This window comes from Nakamurella aerolata (assembly GCF_013002705.1).
Classification (GTDB): Bacteria; Actinomycetota; Actinomycetes; order Mycobacteriales; family Nakamurellaceae; genus Nakamurella; species Nakamurella aerolata.
The window spans coordinates 236421-253545 of the sequence record NZ_JABEND010000002.1 but is presented as its reverse complement, the minus strand read 5'-3'; the positions used below and the strand labels follow the sequence as shown (position 1 = coordinate 253545).

At 70.3% G+C, this 17125-nt stretch carries 9 protein-coding genes; 2 read left to right on the top strand and 7 right to left on the bottom strand.

Annotated features, from left to right (window positions below; all coding sequences use genetic code 11):
- Nucleotides 1-2: 2 nt before the first annotated feature.
- Nucleotides 3-1226, bottom strand: a complete 1224-nt coding sequence (locus HKD39_RS04370) for an MFS transporter (protein ID WP_212753949.1) — start codon at nt 1224-1226, stop codon at nt 3-5.
- Between the two features lie 322 nt (nt 1227-1548).
- Between HKD39_RS04370 and HKD39_RS19935 the strand changes: the two genes are divergently transcribed.
- A complete protein-coding gene (locus HKD39_RS19935) occupies nt 1549-1683 on the top strand; it encodes a hypothetical protein (protein WP_281361781.1) in 135 nt (44 codons plus the stop codon).
- Nucleotides 1684-1738: 55 nt separating this feature from the next.
- Here HKD39_RS19935 and HKD39_RS04365 read toward each other — a convergent pair whose 3' ends face one another.
- The 6 genes from HKD39_RS04365 to HKD39_RS04340 form a co-directional block, all read right to left on the bottom strand.
- Nucleotides 1739-3559 carry an amidohydrolase gene (locus tag HKD39_RS04365; RefSeq protein WP_171198615.1) on the bottom strand — a complete coding sequence of 607 codons (1821 nt, stop codon included), beginning with the start codon at nt 3557-3559 and terminating at the stop codon, nt 1739-1741.
- Nucleotides 3556-4530, bottom strand: coding sequence for a DNA-formamidopyrimidine glycosylase family protein (locus tag HKD39_RS04360; RefSeq protein ID WP_171198614.1), 975 nt, complete (start codon nt 4528-4530; stop codon nt 3556-3558). Before HKD39_RS04360 ends, HKD39_RS04365 begins: the two co-directional genes overlap by 4 nt.
- Nucleotides 4531-9585 (bottom strand): ATP-dependent helicase, encoded by a 5055-nt coding sequence (locus HKD39_RS04355; RefSeq protein WP_343074589.1) that lies wholly within the window; start codon nt 9583-9585, stop codon nt 4531-4533.
- A gap of 85 nt (nt 9586-9670) precedes the next feature.
- Entirely contained in the window at nt 9671-14089 is a 4419-nt protein-coding gene (locus HKD39_RS04350) for an alpha-L-fucosidase (RefSeq protein WP_171198613.1), read from the bottom strand.
- Nucleotides 14090-14273: 184 nt separating this feature from the next.
- Nucleotides 14274-15269: a dTDP-glucose 4,6-dehydratase gene (gene rfbB / locus HKD39_RS04345; RefSeq protein WP_171198612.1), complete on the bottom strand. Its 996-nt coding sequence runs from the start codon at nt 15267-15269 to the stop codon at nt 14274-14276.
- A 68-nt stretch (nt 15270-15337) separates the two neighbouring features.
- Complete coding sequence (locus HKD39_RS04340; protein ID WP_171198611.1) at nt 15338-16117, bottom strand: GntR family transcriptional regulator; 780 nt, start codon at nt 16115-16117, stop codon at nt 15338-15340.
- 138 nt (nt 16118-16255) lie between these two features.
- On the opposite strand from HKD39_RS04340, the gene HKD39_RS18630 reads away from it, so the two are divergent.
- Entirely contained in the window at nt 16256-17113 is an 858-nt protein-coding gene (locus HKD39_RS18630) for a TetR/AcrR family transcriptional regulator (protein ID WP_212753945.1), read from the top strand.
- The last annotated feature ends 12 nt before the right edge of the window (nt 17114-17125 follow it).

Here is a 17125-nt window from a genome sequence, read left to right as displayed (position 1 = left end):
GATCAGCGCCGCAGTGCGGCCACCCCGAACCCACCGCACAGCGCCGCGAGCACGGCGGTGCCCAGCAGCACGCTGGTGATCGAGAAATGGTGTCGCAGCAGCGATACCACGGTCGGCACCGCGAATCCGAGATACGTCAGGCAGTAGAAGACGGCGTTGCTCATCGCCAGCTCACCCGGCCGCGAGAGCTGCTCGACCCTGGTCAGCCCGCCGACCAGCACCCAGCCGTAGGCGCAGCCCAGCACCACCCCGGCGAGCACCACCCAACCGGGGGTGCCGGTGCGGGCCGCCGGGATCAGCAGCAGCGTGCCGAGCACGGCTGCGACCATCCCGGCAACACTGACCACACCCGGTCGCCTGGCCTCGGCGTGCCGGGCGGGCTGCTGCACCGCCACCCCGACGCCGAGGGTGATCCCGGCCATCAGTCCGGAGAAGGCCACCGTGAAGCCGCCGGTGTTGGCCAGCACCAGGCTCGGGCCAACCACCAGGCTCAGCGTTGCGCAGCTGAACACCCATGGGGCCATCGGCGCGATCCCCCACCAGAACCGTCCGGACCAGGCGAAGTGCCGCCCGGCGACCGCTGCCGCACCGGCGGCAGGTGACTGGGTGTCCAGTGGCTCCGCCGGTTCACCGGCAGCCACCACGTGTTCGGGTTCCGACGGTGCCGGTTGCGGAGCATTCCAGGCGATCGCCGCCACCACGCCCATCAACGCGATGTGCACCAGGTAGGGCAGCACCGTCGGCGCCGGCAGGTACTCGGCGATGAAACCGGCGATCAGCGGGCCACCGGCAAAACCGGCCGACAACGACATCGCCGCCCGGCGTGCGCCGGTGCCGGCCGGCGCTCCCGCCGACAGCTCCTTGATCCAGGTGGTGCCGGGAGCCATAGCGGCGCCGGTCGCCAGCCCGTAGAGCACCCGGCCCAGGTACAACAACCACGGCGTGGAGTGGCCAACGGCAAGCACCACAGAGCCGACGATCGCCAGCACCATCACCGGGCGCAGCACCGCGCGGTGACCCCACCGCCCGGCGAGCAGGGCCGCACCCAGCAGCGCCGGGATCAACCCGAGCGCATAGGCGCCGAACATAGCCGTGACAACGGTCTCGGTGAGGTGGTCGGTGCGGCGATACACCAGCAGCAGCGGCGCGAACTGGTTGGCGCCGTAGCCGACCGCGAACAACGCAAGACCAACCCGCAACCACGGCGACCGCCCGAGCAACGTCACCGACTCAGCCTGCCGCACCGAGGCCGGATCGGATCCCACCGGCGGCGGGACGATCGTCACAGCTCGGCAACAGCGCCGCGCTTCGGCGCCAATCGTCCCCGCGCGGCCCGGGTTGAGTGTTGAATCAGGTAACAGCAGTGCAGTTCGGGTGAACCGCCAGGAGGGGGCGTGACATGCACAGACAGCAGTCCATCGGTTATCTGATCTCGGTGATCGCCGGAATCGTGGTTCTCACCACCGCCTTTACTTCACCCCGCGCTCCTGGTGGGTCTACCTGATCTGCGCCGCCGCCGTCGCCGGCTACTGGACGGTCGGCCGCAAGTTGATCCCGGCGGACTCCCGTCCGCCGATCGACACCACGCGCGTGATCGACGGCCGCAAGTACAACGAGGCCGCGTCCGGCGCCATCGACAACCACCGCCGCCAGCGGGATATGTGGAGCTCGGGCGGCAGCTGACCCGCGCGCGGCGCGGCCGACGCTCGGGCAGGCCGGCGCCGCCAGGAGCGCTTCATCAGCCGCGCCGATGCACCACATCGCCCGCCACCACGGTGACGTCGGCCCGGCAGCTGCCGATGGCCGCCGGCGGCAACGCGAACGGGTTGCCGTCCAGCAGCACCAGATCGGCATCGGCACCGACGGCCAACTCGGCGTCGCGGCCGTTGAGGTACGCCGACCCCGCGGTGGCAGCGGTCAATGCCTGGGCCAGGCTGAGCCGCTGCTGCGGCAGGAACGGCGCCCGCTCCGGCTCGTCGATGGGCACCCTGGTGACGGCGGTGGCGACGATCTGCATCGGGTCGGGCGTCGTCACCGGCCAGTCCGATCCCATCGCCAGCCGACCCCCGGCGTCCGCGATACCGGCGAACGGGTACTGCCAGCCGGTACGTTCCGGCCCGAGGTAGGGCGCGGTGAGCTCGCGCATCGCCAGGTCGTCGCAGGCCCACAGGGCCTGGCAGTTCGCGGTGACGCCGAGCGCGGCGAAGCGTGGCACATCGCGTGGATGCACCACCTGCAGGTGTGCAAGGTGGTGCCGCGGCTGCGGCCCAGGTTCCCCGGTAGCGCCCGCCGTTCCCGCCTTTTGCTGGTTCAACGCCTCGGCGACTGCATCAAGGGCCATCCGCACCGCCCGGTCGCCCAGCGCGTGAAAGTGCACCTGTAACCCGGCGCAGTGCAGCGTGCTCACCACCTGGTTGAGCAGATCCGTTGCCAGGAAGGCGATCCCGGTCTCGGAGGCGTGCCTGCCCCGCGGGCTGCCAGCACCGGCGGCCGACGAACGGTCCGCCTGCAGATACGGGGTCAACAGCGCGGCGGTGTGCGCTTCGCAGACGCCGTCCAGCATCAACTTGACCGATCCGGCCTGAAAGCGCCGCCCCGGTACCGCATCTCGCCGCCGCAGGATCACCGCGAGAGCCGCCGGGACGTCTTCGGCATCGATGTACCTGTCCCACCACTGGGCGCCGACCACTCGTGCCGTCAGCTCACCTTCGGCGTCGGCGTCGCAGTAGGTCTGGTAGAAGTCCGGCAGCAACGGGCTGCGGCCCACCAGCGCGTCCTGCCAGCCGACAATCCCATAGCTGTGCAAGGTGTCTTGCGCAAACAGCAAGGCACTGCGCAACGTTGCAGCATCCGGTTCCGGCCGTACCGGAAGCAGCAGGTCCATCGCGCCCTCGTGCAACACCCCGGTGAGCGCGCCGTCAGCGGTGCGCGAGATGCGGCCGTCCGGCGGGTCGGGGGTGTCGGCGTCGATCCCCGCCAGCGCGAGCGCGGCGCTGCTGGCCCAGACCGAATGATGGTCGGCGTTCAGCAGGTAGACCGGCCGGCCCGGTGCGGCCCGGTCAAGGGCGCCGGGTTCCGGCGCACCCCCGCGGAACGACTCCTCCACCCAGCCGCCACCGTAGATCCAGCCGTCCGGGTGTTCGTCGGCGAATGCGGAAACGGCGGCGAGATACTGCTCGGGGCCGCGCAGCCCCACCAGGTTGCAGCCGAACTGCTCGAGCGCCGCCGCCCCTGAATGCACGTGCGCATCGGTGAACCCCGGCAGCAACAGCCGCCGGGAGGCGTCGATCACCTCGGTGCGGTTCCCGATCAACCCGCGCAGCGTGCCTGCCGGCCCGATCGCGGTGATCCGGCCGCCGGCGACGGCGACGTCGGCCGGCTGCGGCGCCGCCGAGCCCGGTCGATAGATCTGACCGCCGGTGAACAGCAGCTGGGCGCCGCCGTGCGGGTCGGCCGGCGGATGGGCGACGCCGCTCGCGCCGGGCGCCGCTGCCGGCGAAGTACCGGGCCCGGCACTGCCGGTTCCGCCGGTGGGTGCGCTGCCCCCAGCGCGTCTCATCGGCGGTATCCGCGACCCGGTTCCGCTCGCCAGCGGGGTGGCCCAAGACCGACGTTGCGCAGTGACCCCGGCCGGGTCGGCGCCGCGCCCAGCGGGGCCTGCGGGCGACCGTTGTCGGTGGGTGCCGGCCCGGGCTGACAGTTCGGGCAGTAGAACGCCGGGCGTTCGTGCGGCGCGGTACCGACGCCGGCCACTCGTACTCCGCCGCCGCAGCGCCGGCAGGGCCGGCCGGACCGCGCGTGCACGTAGGAGGTTTCTTTGCGGCGGGTGTCGCCGGTGGTGTTCGGGACGGGTTGTTCGGCGCCGGCCAGCAACAACCGGCGAGCGGTATCGAGCAACTCGCCCGCCGCATCCGCATCCAGCTCCGACGCCGGCCTCCACGGCGAGAGCCGCCGGGCGAACAGCGCTTCGGCCATGTAGAAGGTGCCGATACCGGCGACGACGCGCTGGTCGAGCAGCACCTCGCCGAGCGGTCGGTCGGCCGCGGTTGACCACCGCCTGAGCGCTTCGCTCCGCCCGGTGTCCGGCCACTGCTCGGCCATGATGTCCGGCCCGAGGGCGCCGACCAGTTCGGACTCGCGTTCGGTGGGCACCAGGTCGATCATGCCGAGCAGGATTCCGACGCAGGTCCAGTCGCTGCCGGCCACCACGGCCCGGATCTGCGGGTCGTCGGTACGCGGCCAGTCGCGGCTGCCGGTGCGGTGCAACCGCCAGCTGCCGTCCATCCGCAGGTGGGTGTGCAGGGTGAGCGGGACCTCGGCGGCCGAACGGTGCGGGCCGGCGCTACCGCGTCCGCCGGCGATCCTGGTGAGCAGATGCTTGCCGTAGGCAACCGTCTCGATCACCTGCCGTCCGGCCAGGTCGATCTCGCCGAGCGCGCCCCAGCGAAACTCGGTGCGCGTCAAGGGCTTTCCGCTCAACGCCCGGTGCAGGGTGCGCGCCGTCCGCAAGACGGTGTCGCCTTCCGGCATTCACCGCACCCCCGTTCGGAGCCGTAGTCCACGTGGGGTGACAGTAAACCCGTTGCGTTGCAGCGCGTCCAGTACGGCCCCGCGAGATTGCGGACCGACGGCATCGACGCCATCCACTCGGGTGATAGTCATCGTTGCGACATGTCCGGACAGCACAGCCGAAGCCAACGCTGTCGCCGCGGCGTCCAATTCGTCCTGATCGTCGGTGAAGCTGAGCAGCGAGCGACCACCGCGCTCGGCATACAGCAGCAGCCGGCCCTGGCGCAGCACCACCAGTGCGCCGGCGCGACGGGCCGGTCGGTGGCTGTCCGGCGCGGCATCGGCCGATGTGCCGGCGCCGGTTGCCCCAGCACTTGCTTGCCCGGTGCCCACCGCTGCGGCGCCGGCGGTGCCGGCACCCCCAGTACCCACAGCACTCGCAGTCTCGGCGCCCGCCGGCGCGCTCGCCGGGTCGCCCTGCGCTGACGCCGGAGCCGATGCGCCGGTGCGTTCCGGCCACGGCAAGGCGGCACCGTAGGGATTGGCCGGGTCGGCGGCGGCCAGCACCACGACCGGCGCATCGGTCTGGCCGCGCCGGCCGGTGGAGTCGTCGACCGGGCCGGCGCGCAGCCGATCGACGGCACCGGCGGTGGCGAACTGCGCCGCGCCCAACCCTTCGACGAAGTAGCCGCGCCGCACTCTGCCGGATTCTTCGAACGCCGACAGCACCCGGTAGAGGGCGCCGAAACCGCCCGGGGTTTCCTCCGCCACCGCGGCACCCCTGGTCACCACGCCGTGCCGCTCCAGCAGCAATTCGGCGTTGGCGTGCGCGCGCACCGTCGGGTCGGTCTCCACCGGCGGCAGCAGCGACCAGCGTCCGGCCAGGTGCGGCGGCAGCCGCGGTGCTCGTGGGACGGCGGCCAGCCGGCCGCGGCTGGGCAACCGGAGTCGCTGCTGCCCACGGCTGCGTCCACCGGGGCGGTGCGCGGTGCGACCGCCGGCCAGCCTGGCCCGGAGCGGTGCGATGGTGTCGCCGCTCACCAGCCCGGCGAACACCAGGTCCCACAGCGCCGAGCCGAGTGCCTCGTCGCCGACCACCGAACCACCGGCACCGGCCACCGTGTCGGTAACCGGCCCCGTACCGCGCGCTGCCCCGGCGCCAGCCCCGGCCCCGCTGCCGACACCGGCCACCGAGTTGTTCCCGGCCGGGTCGGCACCGGGGAAACCGTTGCGGGCCACCGCATCTGCCAGTTCCCGGAAGAAGTAGCCACCGCCGTTGCCGAGCACTCGCAGCAGCGCCTGATGCAGGGGTGTCTGCACGCTGTCGGGAAGGTCGGCCGGCGGTTCGGGCAGAGTGAGCGACGCGGTGTCGGCGGGGTGCAGGCTGACCCAGCCGTCGTCGGTACCCAGTGCCCCGTGCCCGGCCCACACCACTTCTCCACTGGTCATCAGCTCGTCGAGCATGGCCGGTGAATAGCCAGGGACCCTGGCCGGCAGAATCAGCGACTCCAGCGCCGAGGCCGGAACTCTGGCTCCGGCAAGCTGTTCCACCGCGCGCAGCACCCCGTCGACGCCGCGCAGCGGTTGCTGGCCGCGGCCGGCGCCGATGCCGTTCCAGGCCGGCAGGAACGCGGCGAACGCGGACGAGGTGGCCGGTTCCACCTCCGACCGCAGGCTCGCCAGCGAGCGCCGGCGCAGCAGCCGCAGCACCTCGGCATCGACGAACTCCCGGCTACCGCCGGCCCCGGTGGCGTGTTCGGCGGCGGCCGCGTCCAACGGGTCGACCGGGGCGCTGCCGGCCGGGCGCAAGTCGCCCTCGGCAATGCGTCCGGCTGATTGCAAGCGCCGCAACGCATCCAGCGCCACCGCCACCCCGATGCCGAACCGGGCAGCAGGGGCGGCCGCCACGAACGGCCCGCGGGTGCGGGCGTAGCGACCGATCAACCGGTCGATCGGCTCGTCCACCGTTGTGTCCAACAGCGACGCCGCGATGCCCTGCGGCAGCGCCACCCCCAACCCGTCGCGCAGCAGCGGGGCGTCGGCCGGGTCGGCCAGCACCTCGCGGCCGCCGACCCTGACGTCGATCACCCTGCGGGTGGCCCGCAATCCGTTAAGTACCGCGGGCACGTCCAGCTCATCGACGCTGCGCTCGGCGATCTCGGCCGCGGTCAACGGGCCGAGAATCCTTAGCAGATCGGCAATGTCGTCGTCGGAGCGGGCCTTGCGCTCCGGGGTGAGCCGCTGCAGCCCGCGCTCGGTCTCGGTAACGGTGTCGGCGTCGAGCAGGTCGGACAGCACCGGGGCATCGGCGCCGCCGAGCAGTTCGGCGAGCAGGTCGGGGTCGAGGGTGAGCGCGGCGGCCCGGCGCTCGGCCAGCGGCGAGTCGCCGTCGTAGATGAACTGCGCGACGTAGCCGAACAGCAGCGACGACGCGAACGGGCTCGGCGCCGGGGTCTGCACCGGCACCAGCCGCACCGACCGGTCGGCCAGGCCGCGCTGCACTGCCACCAGCGCCGGCACATCGAAAACGTCCTGCAGGCATTCCCGCACCGCCTCGGCGACGATCGGGAAGCTCGGGTACCTGCTGGCCACCTCGAGCAGCGCCGTGGCCCGCAGCCGCTGCTGCCACAGCGGCTGCCGCGCCCCGATCTGGCGGCGCGGCAACAACAATGCCCGTGCGGCGCACTCCCGGAAGCGGGCCGCGAATACCGCGCTGCCGCCGATCTGCTCGGTGACCTCTGCGGTGACGGTGCCGGGGTCGAGGGTGATCAGCTCAGGCAGCTCGGCGAGTGGGTCGGCGTCGTCGTCGCCGCCGAGATCGGGCAGCCGCAGCACAATGCCGTCGTCGGCGTGCATGGCGGAGACGTCCACCCCGAAGCGTTCCCGCAGCCTGGCCGCCAGCACCAGCGCCCACGGCGCATGCACGGCAGCGCCGTACGGCGAGTGCAGAACGACCCGCCAATCGCCCAGCTCGTCCCGAAACCGTTCCAGCACAATGGTTTTCTCGTCCGGCAGCACACCGGTGGCTTCGGTCTGGGCGCTCAGGTACTCGAGCAGGTTGGCGCTGGCGTTGCCGTCAAGGCCGATACCGGAAAGCCGTTGCTGCGCCTGCGTTTGCGATGCCGTCGCCAGCTCCCGGACGAACGCCCCGTGCGCCGTACCGAGTTCGGCGGGCCGGCCCAGCGTGTCGCCCTTCCAGAACGGCAGCCGGCCGGGCAGACCGCTGGCCGGCAGCACCAGCACCCTGTCGTGGGTGATCTCGACAATCCGCCAGCTCGAGCTGCCGAGCGCGAACACGTCGCCGACCCGCGACTCGTAGACCATTTCCTCGTCCAGCTCGCCGACCCGGCGGCCGGCTCCCCCGCTGCCCTGACCCTCGGTCGCCAAGAACACCCCGAAAAGGCCGCGATCGGGAATGGTCCCGCCGGAGGTGACGGCCAGCGTCTGCGCGTTGCGCCTGGCGGTGAGCCGGTCGGTGGCCCTGTCCCAGACCAGCCGGGGTCGCAGCTCGCCGAACTCCTCGCTGGGGTAGCGGCCGGACAGCATGTCCAGCACCGCGTCCAGCGCGCCGCGGCCGAGGGTGGCGTACGGCGCCGACCGGCGCAGCAGGGCCTGCAGTTCGGGCACCGTCAGCGAGTCCATCGCGATGATCGCGACGATCTGCTGGGCCAGTACGTCCAGTGGCAGCGAGGGGATGCGCAGCTGCTCGATCTCTCCGCCCAGCATCCGTTCGGCAACCACCGCGCTGGCCAGCAGATCGCCTCGGAACTTGGGGAACAGCACACCGTGGCTGGGGGCGCCGACCTGATGCCCGGCCCGGCCGATGCGCTGCAGGCCGCCGGCAACGCTCGGCGGGGCTTCCACCTGGATGACGAGGTCGACCGCACCCATGTCGATGCCGAGTTCCAGCGACGAGGTGGCCACCACCGCGGGCAGCACGCCCTGCTTGAGCTCGTCCTCGATGACGGCGCGCTGCTGGTGCGACACCGACCCGTGATGAGCCTTGGCGAGCACCGCGGCGGTGCCGTGGCTGCGGTCGGACTGGGCCATCAGCTGCGCGGGTGGCTTGGCGTCGCGGGCGGCCTGCGGATCGAACTCGCCGGTGCGCTCTGCGTGGATCTCGTTGATCCTTGCGGTGAGCCGCTCCGCCAGCCGCCGGGAGTTGGCGAACACGATGGTCGACCGGTGCGCGGTGATCAGGTCGACCACCTGCTCCTCGACGTGCGGCCAGATGCTGCTGCGGCGCGGGTCGCCGGCAGCGGCGCCGGACAGGTCAGGATCGGTGGCGCTGACCTGGCCGAGCGCCGTCATGTCCTCCACCGGGACGGTGACGTCGAGGTTGATCACCTTGCGGGCCGGCGGGGCGACGGTGGTGACCGGCCGGCCGCCGGCCAGGAACCGCGCCGCTTCTTCCACCGGGCGCACCGTCGCGGACAGGCCGATCCGCTGCGCCGGCCGCTCCAGCAGCGCATCCAACCGGTCGAGCGAGACAGCAAGGTGCGCACCGCGTTTGCTGCCGGCGATGGAATGCACCTCGTCGACGATCACCGTGTGCACGCCGGCGAACATCTCCCGCGCCTGGCTGGTCAGCAGCAGGAACAGCGACTCAGGGGTGGTGATGAGGATGTCGGCGCCGTTGCGCGCGAAGTCGCGGCGGTCGGCCGCCGGAGTGTCGCCGGACCGCACCGCGACGGTGACGTCCGGCACGCTGCCGCCCTGCGCCCTGGCCAGGCCGGCGAGCCCGGCCAGCGGCGAGCGCAGGTTGCGTTCCACATCGACCGCGAGCGCCTTGATCGGCGAAAGGTAGATGACGCCGCAGCGATGGTGCGGATCGCTGGGCGGCTCCGGCCGGGTGACGATCCGGTCGATCGCCGACAGGAAGGCGGCCAGGGTCTTGCCGGAGCCGGTGGGAGCCACCACCAGGGTGTGCTCGCCCTTGCCGATCGCGTCCCAGGCGCCGGCCTGCGCCGCGGTCGGCTCGGCGAACGCCTGCCCGAACCACTGCCGCACCAGCGGCGAGAACCGCGCCAACGGGTCGGCCGAGCCCGCGCTCGTCCGGTTGGCGCGTTTGCTCACCGAACCATTGTGCGCGCCGACACCGACAGCGGGCTGGTCTGCGATCGGCAGGCCCACCCGATCGCCCGGGCGGCCACGCCGGGGGTCAGCCCCCGCTGGTGCCGAACACCTCCACCTCGGCCAGCGACAGCGGGTTGCTGCCGGACTCCAGCTGGATCCGCAGGTAGCGGCCGCTGGTCCCCTTCGGCAGCGCGACGGTGGACGGCGTGCCGGCCTGCGCCGTGACCTTGACGGCGGTGACGCCGGCTGCGGTGCGGGTCTGCTCGAGCGAGTCGCTGGTGAACGGCTGGTCGGAGGTCATCACCCAATAGTTGCTGAGCCGCTCGGAGCAGCAGTCGGTGCGGTTGTAGACGTCCACCGAGCCGATGGGCTGGCTCTTGCCGAGGTCCACCTGCCACCAGGCCTGCGACTCCGGCTCGGCGGTGTGCGTCACCGAGCCGGCGCCGAACGCCCCGTTGGTGTTGCCGTCCACCGCGCGGGCGGCCGGCGCGCCCCACGCGGTGCTCTTCTGGGTTGCCGGCTTGTTCAACGCGAGGTTCGGCAGCTTCACCGCAAGCGGAACGTCAACCGCCGCGCTGGACCGGCCGGAGACCAGCTTGACTCCCAAGGTCGCCGGGGTGACGGCGTCGGCGGTGGCGGTCAGCGTCACCCGGAAGCTGCGGCTCTGCCCACCGGCCAGCGCCGGCACCTGAATGCTGGTGGTCGACGCCTGCCAGCCGGCCGGAACGTCGAGGGTGATCCGCGCCGCTGCCAGCGGTGCGGTCTGGCTGGTGTTGGTGACGGTGATGGTTGCGGTGGTGCTGCCGCCGGGTTCGGCCGGCGTCACCGGGTCCACCCACACCCGCGGCAGGCTGCGCACGCCGCTGGTGCTGATCTTGAAGGCGAAGGCGTTGCGGCTGGTGGTGGCCTTCTCGCCGGCAGCGGGCATGGTGATCACCATGCGCCCGTTGGCATCTCGCTTCCACGGCAGCGCCGTCCCATCGCTGCCGAGCAGGGTGACCTTGGAGTCGCGCTGGATCGGCAGGTCGGAGCCCAAGGTCAAGGTGCGGCCCGGCCAGTCCAGTGCAATCGCATACAGGTCACCGTCTTTGACGGTGTACCGCACCGGCACGTCCGACGCCGGCTCCTCGGCCCTGTTGAAGTAGGTGGTGCCGTAGATGGCTTCGCCGTTGATGTTCAGCCACTGACCGATCTCGCGCAGCCGCTGCTGCTGCAGCTCGGGGATGGTGCCGTCGGCGCGAGGACCGATGTCCAGCAACAGGTTTCCGTTCTTGGACACGATGTCGGCCAGCGAGTCGACAAGTTCGTCGGTGGTGAGGTAATCCTCCTCCGGCTCATTCTGGTTGTACCCGTAGGAGTGTGCGATTCCGCGGCTGGCTTCCCACTTGTTCGGGTCGATGTCGTCCTTGACGGTGTACTCGGGCGTCTGGAAGTCCAGCTCCTTGGAGTCGAGCTCGCCGGTCTGGATCTTGCAGCGGTTGGCGACCGCCACCTTCTTGGGCTCGGGACGGTTCTTAGCCTGGTTGTAGAAGTCGGCGATGACCGGCGCGGTGTCCCAGTACGAGGCCGGCTTGTCCCACTGCCCGTCGCACCACAGGATGTCCGGGTCGTATTGCTTGATCAGCTCTTCCATCTGCGGCTTCATGTAGTCCTGCACGTAGTCGCCGCTGGTCTGGCCGCCGGTGTACGGAACCGGTTGCCCGGTATAGGGATTGGTGGCCGGCTTACCGGTGTACTGCGGGTTGAACCACTCGTAGAGCGAGTAGTAGAAGCCGGCCTTGAGATCGCTCTCGGCGCGCGCCGCGTCGAACAGTTCCTTCGCCAGGTCACGCCCCGGCCCCATCGCGACGGTGTCGCGCTCACTCACCTTGGAGTCGAAAAGGGCAACGCCCTCATGGTGTTTGCTGGTCAACACGAAGTATTTGGCGCCGGCGTCCTTGAAAAGCTGAACCCAGGCAGACGGGTCGAACTTGCTCGGATCCCACTCCTGGGCGAAGCGGTCGTACGGGAAGTCAACGCCGTAGGTCTGCTTGTGGTAGGTGTTGGTCGGACTGCCGGGGTTGTTCAAGTAGTTCCAATACCACTCGGCGTAGGAGCCGCGCGGTCCCCAGGCCGGCACCGAGTAGGCGCCCCAGTGGATGAAGATGCCGAACTTGTCGTTGTTGAACCAGTCCGGTGTCGGGTGGCTGTTCAGCGAGGCCACCGTCGGCTGATAGTCCTTGCCCGCCTGGGAGTCCTTGTCGTACAGCTTCTTGATCATGTTGCCGGGCAGTGCCGCGTCGTAGATGGTCAGGTTGTCGAGGTCACCCCTGATGCCGGGAGCGCCCTTGCGGCCGATCGAACCGCGCGGCAGCGGCATGCTCTGCCGCACCTCGGCCGACTCCACACCGTTGACGTATACCGTTGTGCTGGTGCGGTCGGCGACGATGCTCAAGAAGTTCCACCGGCTGGCGGTGAGCTTCGCCGGCACGCTGAACGTGCTGACCGCCTCGGGGTCGGTCCGGTCGGTGAAGGTGACACCGCCGGCGTCGACGGCGATCGAGCGGGCCTCGGAGTTGTAGAGCACGGCGCCCTCGCGGAGCTGGCTGGGCGCGAACCACACCGACGCGGTCCATGACTGGGCCAGATCCACGTGCCCGAAACCGACTCCGTCGCCGTCGTTGTCGAAGCGCCAGGCCTTGCCGGTGAGGCCGTCGACGCTTTCCGGCACGTTGATGATGTAGCTGGAGCCGTTGGCCCGACCGGTGGCGTCCAGCAGCGGCGCGACAATCCCGTCCGGCGCGCCCTGGTGCCAACCCTGCGGGGACTCGGCGGGCTCGAAGTCGTAGCTGCTCAACGGCTTTGCCGGGCCCACCCGTTGCTGCGGCGGGAAACCGGTCAGTCCCGGCGCCGGTGGGAGCTGGTCCGCCAGCGCCTGCACGGCCGCGGCGCCGCCCGGTGCCGGGGTGTTGCGCCAGGTCCGGTCGGCCATCACCGTGCGGCCAGGTGCCAGCAGGTTCTCGAAGAACTCGTCGGAGGCCCACATGTTGTAGTCGGCCCACGCCGACACCCCTGAGCCAAGGTAGCGCGGGTCGTCGACCGGAGGTTGCCAGGTCTCGGCGATCTTCTTGGTGTCGGGAATCAGGTGGTGGTACTGGTTCGGCGTCAGGTAGGCGAAGCTTGGCGTGTCGATGATCTGGTGGCCGTTGAAAGCCGGGTTGTTGATGGGGTTCTCGCCGGTCCAGTTCATCACCACCACGTTCTTGTCGAGCTGCACCCGCGGGGCCGGGTCGTTCTCGAAGCCGTTGTAGATGATGGAGGTCTTGCCGAGATCGTTGACGGTGCCGTTGAGACCGTTGAGGTAGTCCAGCACCAGGTCGCCGAAGGTGTCCAGCTTGGGATCGTTGGCCACATAGTCCTTGATCCGCGGGCAGTTCCCGACGCTGGGCGGCAGCTCGTCGCCACCGAGGTGCACGTACTTGCTCGGGAACCACGATGCGAAGGTGCGGATCACCTCGTCGCTGACCTGCCTGGCCTTCGGCGAGGTCATGTCGATGGCGAAGTTCGGTGTCACCCAGCCGTAGATGTACTGCTGGCCACAGGCATTGGGGCCATCGGCGATGCCGACCTTGAAGTAGTCGGAGATCGCGGTGGCGTGCCCGGGGAACTCGAATCCCGGGATGATGTCGACCCCACGCAGCCTGGCGAACTCCACCAGGTCGGTGATGGTCTTCTTGTCGTAGGAGTACTTCGGGTCGGCCAGACCCGGGTACTTCGGGTCGTAGAGCCGAAAGCCCTCTGGCTCGGCGATGTGCAGCTGCAGGGCGTTCATCTTCTGGTATGCCATCCGCCGGATCAGGTCCTTCAGAGCCGTTGGCTCCCAGTACTTCCGGGCGGCGTCGATGTGCACCATCCGGATCCGCTGGTCCGGCTGGTCGGTGATCACGCCGGCCGGGATGGGCGCCCCTGAGCCCTTCATCAGCTGCAGCAGGCTGCGGGTGGCGTAGTACAGGTCGGTGCCGGTCGGGGCGGTGACGGTGATGCCGCTGCCGGTGGTGTCGATGCGGTATCCCTCGCGACCCAGCTCGGCCGGGTCGGCTGACAGCTTCAGCAGCACCGCACCCTCGGCGTCCGCGGTCGCGACCGGTTGCGGCTTGAGCGTCAGCCGATCGGCATCCTTGGCGTCGGCGGCCAACTGCCCGGCCACCTCGGCGACCCGTTGCTGCACGCCGCCGGTGTCGCCGTCGGCCGGAACACCGGGCGCCGCGACGGACTGCGCCTGGCTGCTCAGGTAGCGCACCGGCATCCCCGATTTCAGCGGGAAGCTGCCGTCGGCCGGCTGCCACGAGCTGGGCCGCGGCAGCAGCTCCAGCGTCGGCGTCGCGGCGGCCTCCGCAGGCTCGGCCGGAGCGGCCGCGGACCGCGCGGGCAGGGCCGAGAGCCCGGCGGCGACCAACACCACGGCGGAGGTGGCGGCCAGTAGTGCGCGGGACAGGGAGCGGGTCGGGCGGGCAGCGAAGCGCATGTCGTCACCACTTTGGATCGTCGGGACCCGGCGGTCGTCGGTGACCGTCGGGTGGCCCGATCGTCTGGCACGTAGACCTCCGACGTCAAGACCCGAATGCGCAATTCCGCTCCATCGGGCGAGCTACAGCGCAGATATGGTCACGCTCAGACATCGGAGGTGAGCGACCGTGGCGGCGGCGCCGTTAGCGCCCGATCCGTGCGTAGTTCTGCTCGGTGGCCTGCTTGGACTGCTGCCACCAATCGGTGTTGGCCGCGTACCAGTCGATGGTGTTGGCCAGCCCCGCCCTGATGTCGGAGTACTGCGGCTGCCAGCCGGTCTCGGCACGCAGCTTCGACGAGTCGATGGCGTAGCGCATGTCGTGACCCGGCCTGTCGTTGACGTGCTCGAACCAGTCGGCCGGCTTGTCCATCAATTCAAGCAGCAGGGCGATGATCTCGCGGTTGTTCTTCTCGCCGTCGGCACCGATCAGATAGGTCTGGCCGAGCTTGCCCTTCTCGATGATCGCCACCACCGCGTCGTTGTGGTCGTCGACGTGGATCCAGTCGCGCACGTTCTCGCCGGTGCCGTACAGCTTGGGCTTGACGCCGGTGAGGATGCCGGTGATCTGCCTCGGGATGAACTTCTCCACGTGCTGCCGCGGGCCATAGTTGTTGCTGCAGTTGGAGATCGTGGCCTGTACGCCAAAGCTGCGGATCCAGGCGCGGACCAGCAGATCGGCGCTGGCCTTGGTCGACGAGTACGGGCTGGACGGGTTCACCGGAGTCTGCTCGGTGAACCGGTTCGGATCGTCGAGCTCAAGGTCGCCGTAGACCTCGTCGGTGGAGATGTGGTGCAGCCGCTTGCCGTGCTTGCGCACCGCTTCCAGAATCTGGTAGGTGCCGATGACGTTCGACTCCAGGAACGGCCACGGGTTGTCGAGCGAGTTGTCGTTGTGCGACTCGGCGGCGAAGTGGATCACGATGTCGTTGTCCGCCACCAACTTGTCCATCAGTTCGGCATCGGCGATGTTGCCCTCGACAAAGGTGATGTCGTCCTTCACCGGGTCGAGGGTGTTTTTGTTGCCGGCGTAGCTGAGTGAGTCGATCACCGTCAGCTCCCAGTCCGGCCGGGTCTGCCGTGTCCGCAGCACGAAGTTAGAGCCGATGAAGCCGGCACCGCCGGTGACGAGCGCTTTCACTGTGATTCTCCTTGTGGGTGAGGGGTTTTCGGGTTCGGGTGGACGGGCGGGTCTTCGGGCCGGAGGGTTCAACCGGGAGCGGTGGTGGAGCGCAGCCCCGGTGGATCGGCGCCGCTCCAGCCGTTGAACTCGACCTCGAGGCTGAACCGGTGTGCCAGGTAGCGATGATCGGAAACGGCGATGGGCTTGCCGTCCGCACCGACGGCGACCCTGCGGATCAGCAGCAGCGGCGCGCCGAGGGGCGCGGTGAGAAGTTCATGGTCGAGTTCGCCGGCCACGCCGGCTGTCATGCTCTGCCGGACCGTCGCGATCGCAGACCCGCTGCGCTGCAAGCTGTTCCAGATGCCGGGGTCGGCGGCGCCGGCCCGTGACAGGGGTTCGGCCAGGGCCGCGGGCACCCACTCGGTCGCTCGCTCCAGCGGTTCGGCGGCGGCCGGGTCGTCGGCGTCGGTACGACGCACGCTGCGCACCCGCAGCACTTCGGCATCCGGCGGCAGGCCGAGCAGCTGGGCCATGTGGGCGGGAGCCGGGACGTAGTCGAAGCCGGTCACCGTCCGGCGCAGCTGGGCACCGGCGGTGGTGACCGCCGATTCGGCGTGCCGGAAGGTGCCGAGCGCGAGCCGCTGCGCGAACGAGCGGCCGGCGACGAACCAGCCGGCGCCCTGCCGGGAGTCGACCAAGCCCTCGTCCCGCAGCGATTCCAGCGCCCGGCGTACCGTCATCCGGCTGGCGCCGTAACGGCGCCCCAGTTCGGCCTCCGACTCAAGGGTGCCGCCGGCGCCGACGTCGCCCAGCGCGATGCGTTCGCGCAGGTCGTCGGCCAGTTGGCGATACCGAGCACTTGTCATTGATTTGTATAGTACAGGTTGCCGGGCGGCCTCGTAACGGCGGAATGAGCGGTTCGGGCTGCTCGGCGGATTCCGCGGCATTTCCGCAGCTCATGGCCTTGCTTGTGAGTGAGTGCTCACTTACTTACGCTGGTCCTCATGTCCCCTCGCGCCACTCCGATGAAGCCGGATGACCGCCGGCGTCAGCTCGCGCGGGCGACCGAGCCGCTGCTGCGGCGGCACGGGCTTGCGGTCACCACCAAACAGATCGCCGCGGCCGCCGACGTCTCCGAGGGCACCATCTTCAAGGTCTTCGGCAGCAAGAGCGAACTGATCGAGTTCACGGTGCGCTGGGCGACCGACATCGCCCCGTACGCCGAGGCGCTGCGCGAGGTAGGGCAGGAGACTGAGTTGGCCGACATGGTGCGCCGGCTGGTGGAGATCACCAGCGAGCGGGTGCGCAGTGTTGTCGAGTTGGTGATTGCCGCCCACTGGATGCCGCCGGAGTGGACCGGTTCGGCGGCAGCCGATCCCACCGGCGCGGCCATCAGGGACCTGTTCGGTGAGTTCGCCGATGAGCTGGCGGTGCCGCCGGAAAGCGCTGCGCACATCACCTATCTGCTGACGTTCGCCGGCACGCACCCGCTGATCAACGAGGGCCAGACGCTCGGCTCCGACGAGATCATTGCCACGCTGCTGCACGGCATCGCGCGGAATCCTGGGTGCGCCGGGCCGGCGCACAACCCGGGCCGCACCAAGCCGGCGCGGAAGTCTGGGCGCTCCGAGCCGGCACGGAAGTCAGCGCGCTCCGAGCCGGCGCAGCACTCTCGGCGCGCCGAATCGGCGCGGAACCGTGGGCGCGCCGGGCCGGCGCGGAAGGCGGCTGAGCAGTCGGACAGCGATCCCCCACCGGGCCGATTGGGACCGCCGGGCCAGCCGGACCAGCCGGTCCGGCCGACAGCGAAATCCGGGAGCGGGTCCCGGCCGCGGCGCTCGCGCCCAGCGAAATCGCCTTGACCTTTCCGCACC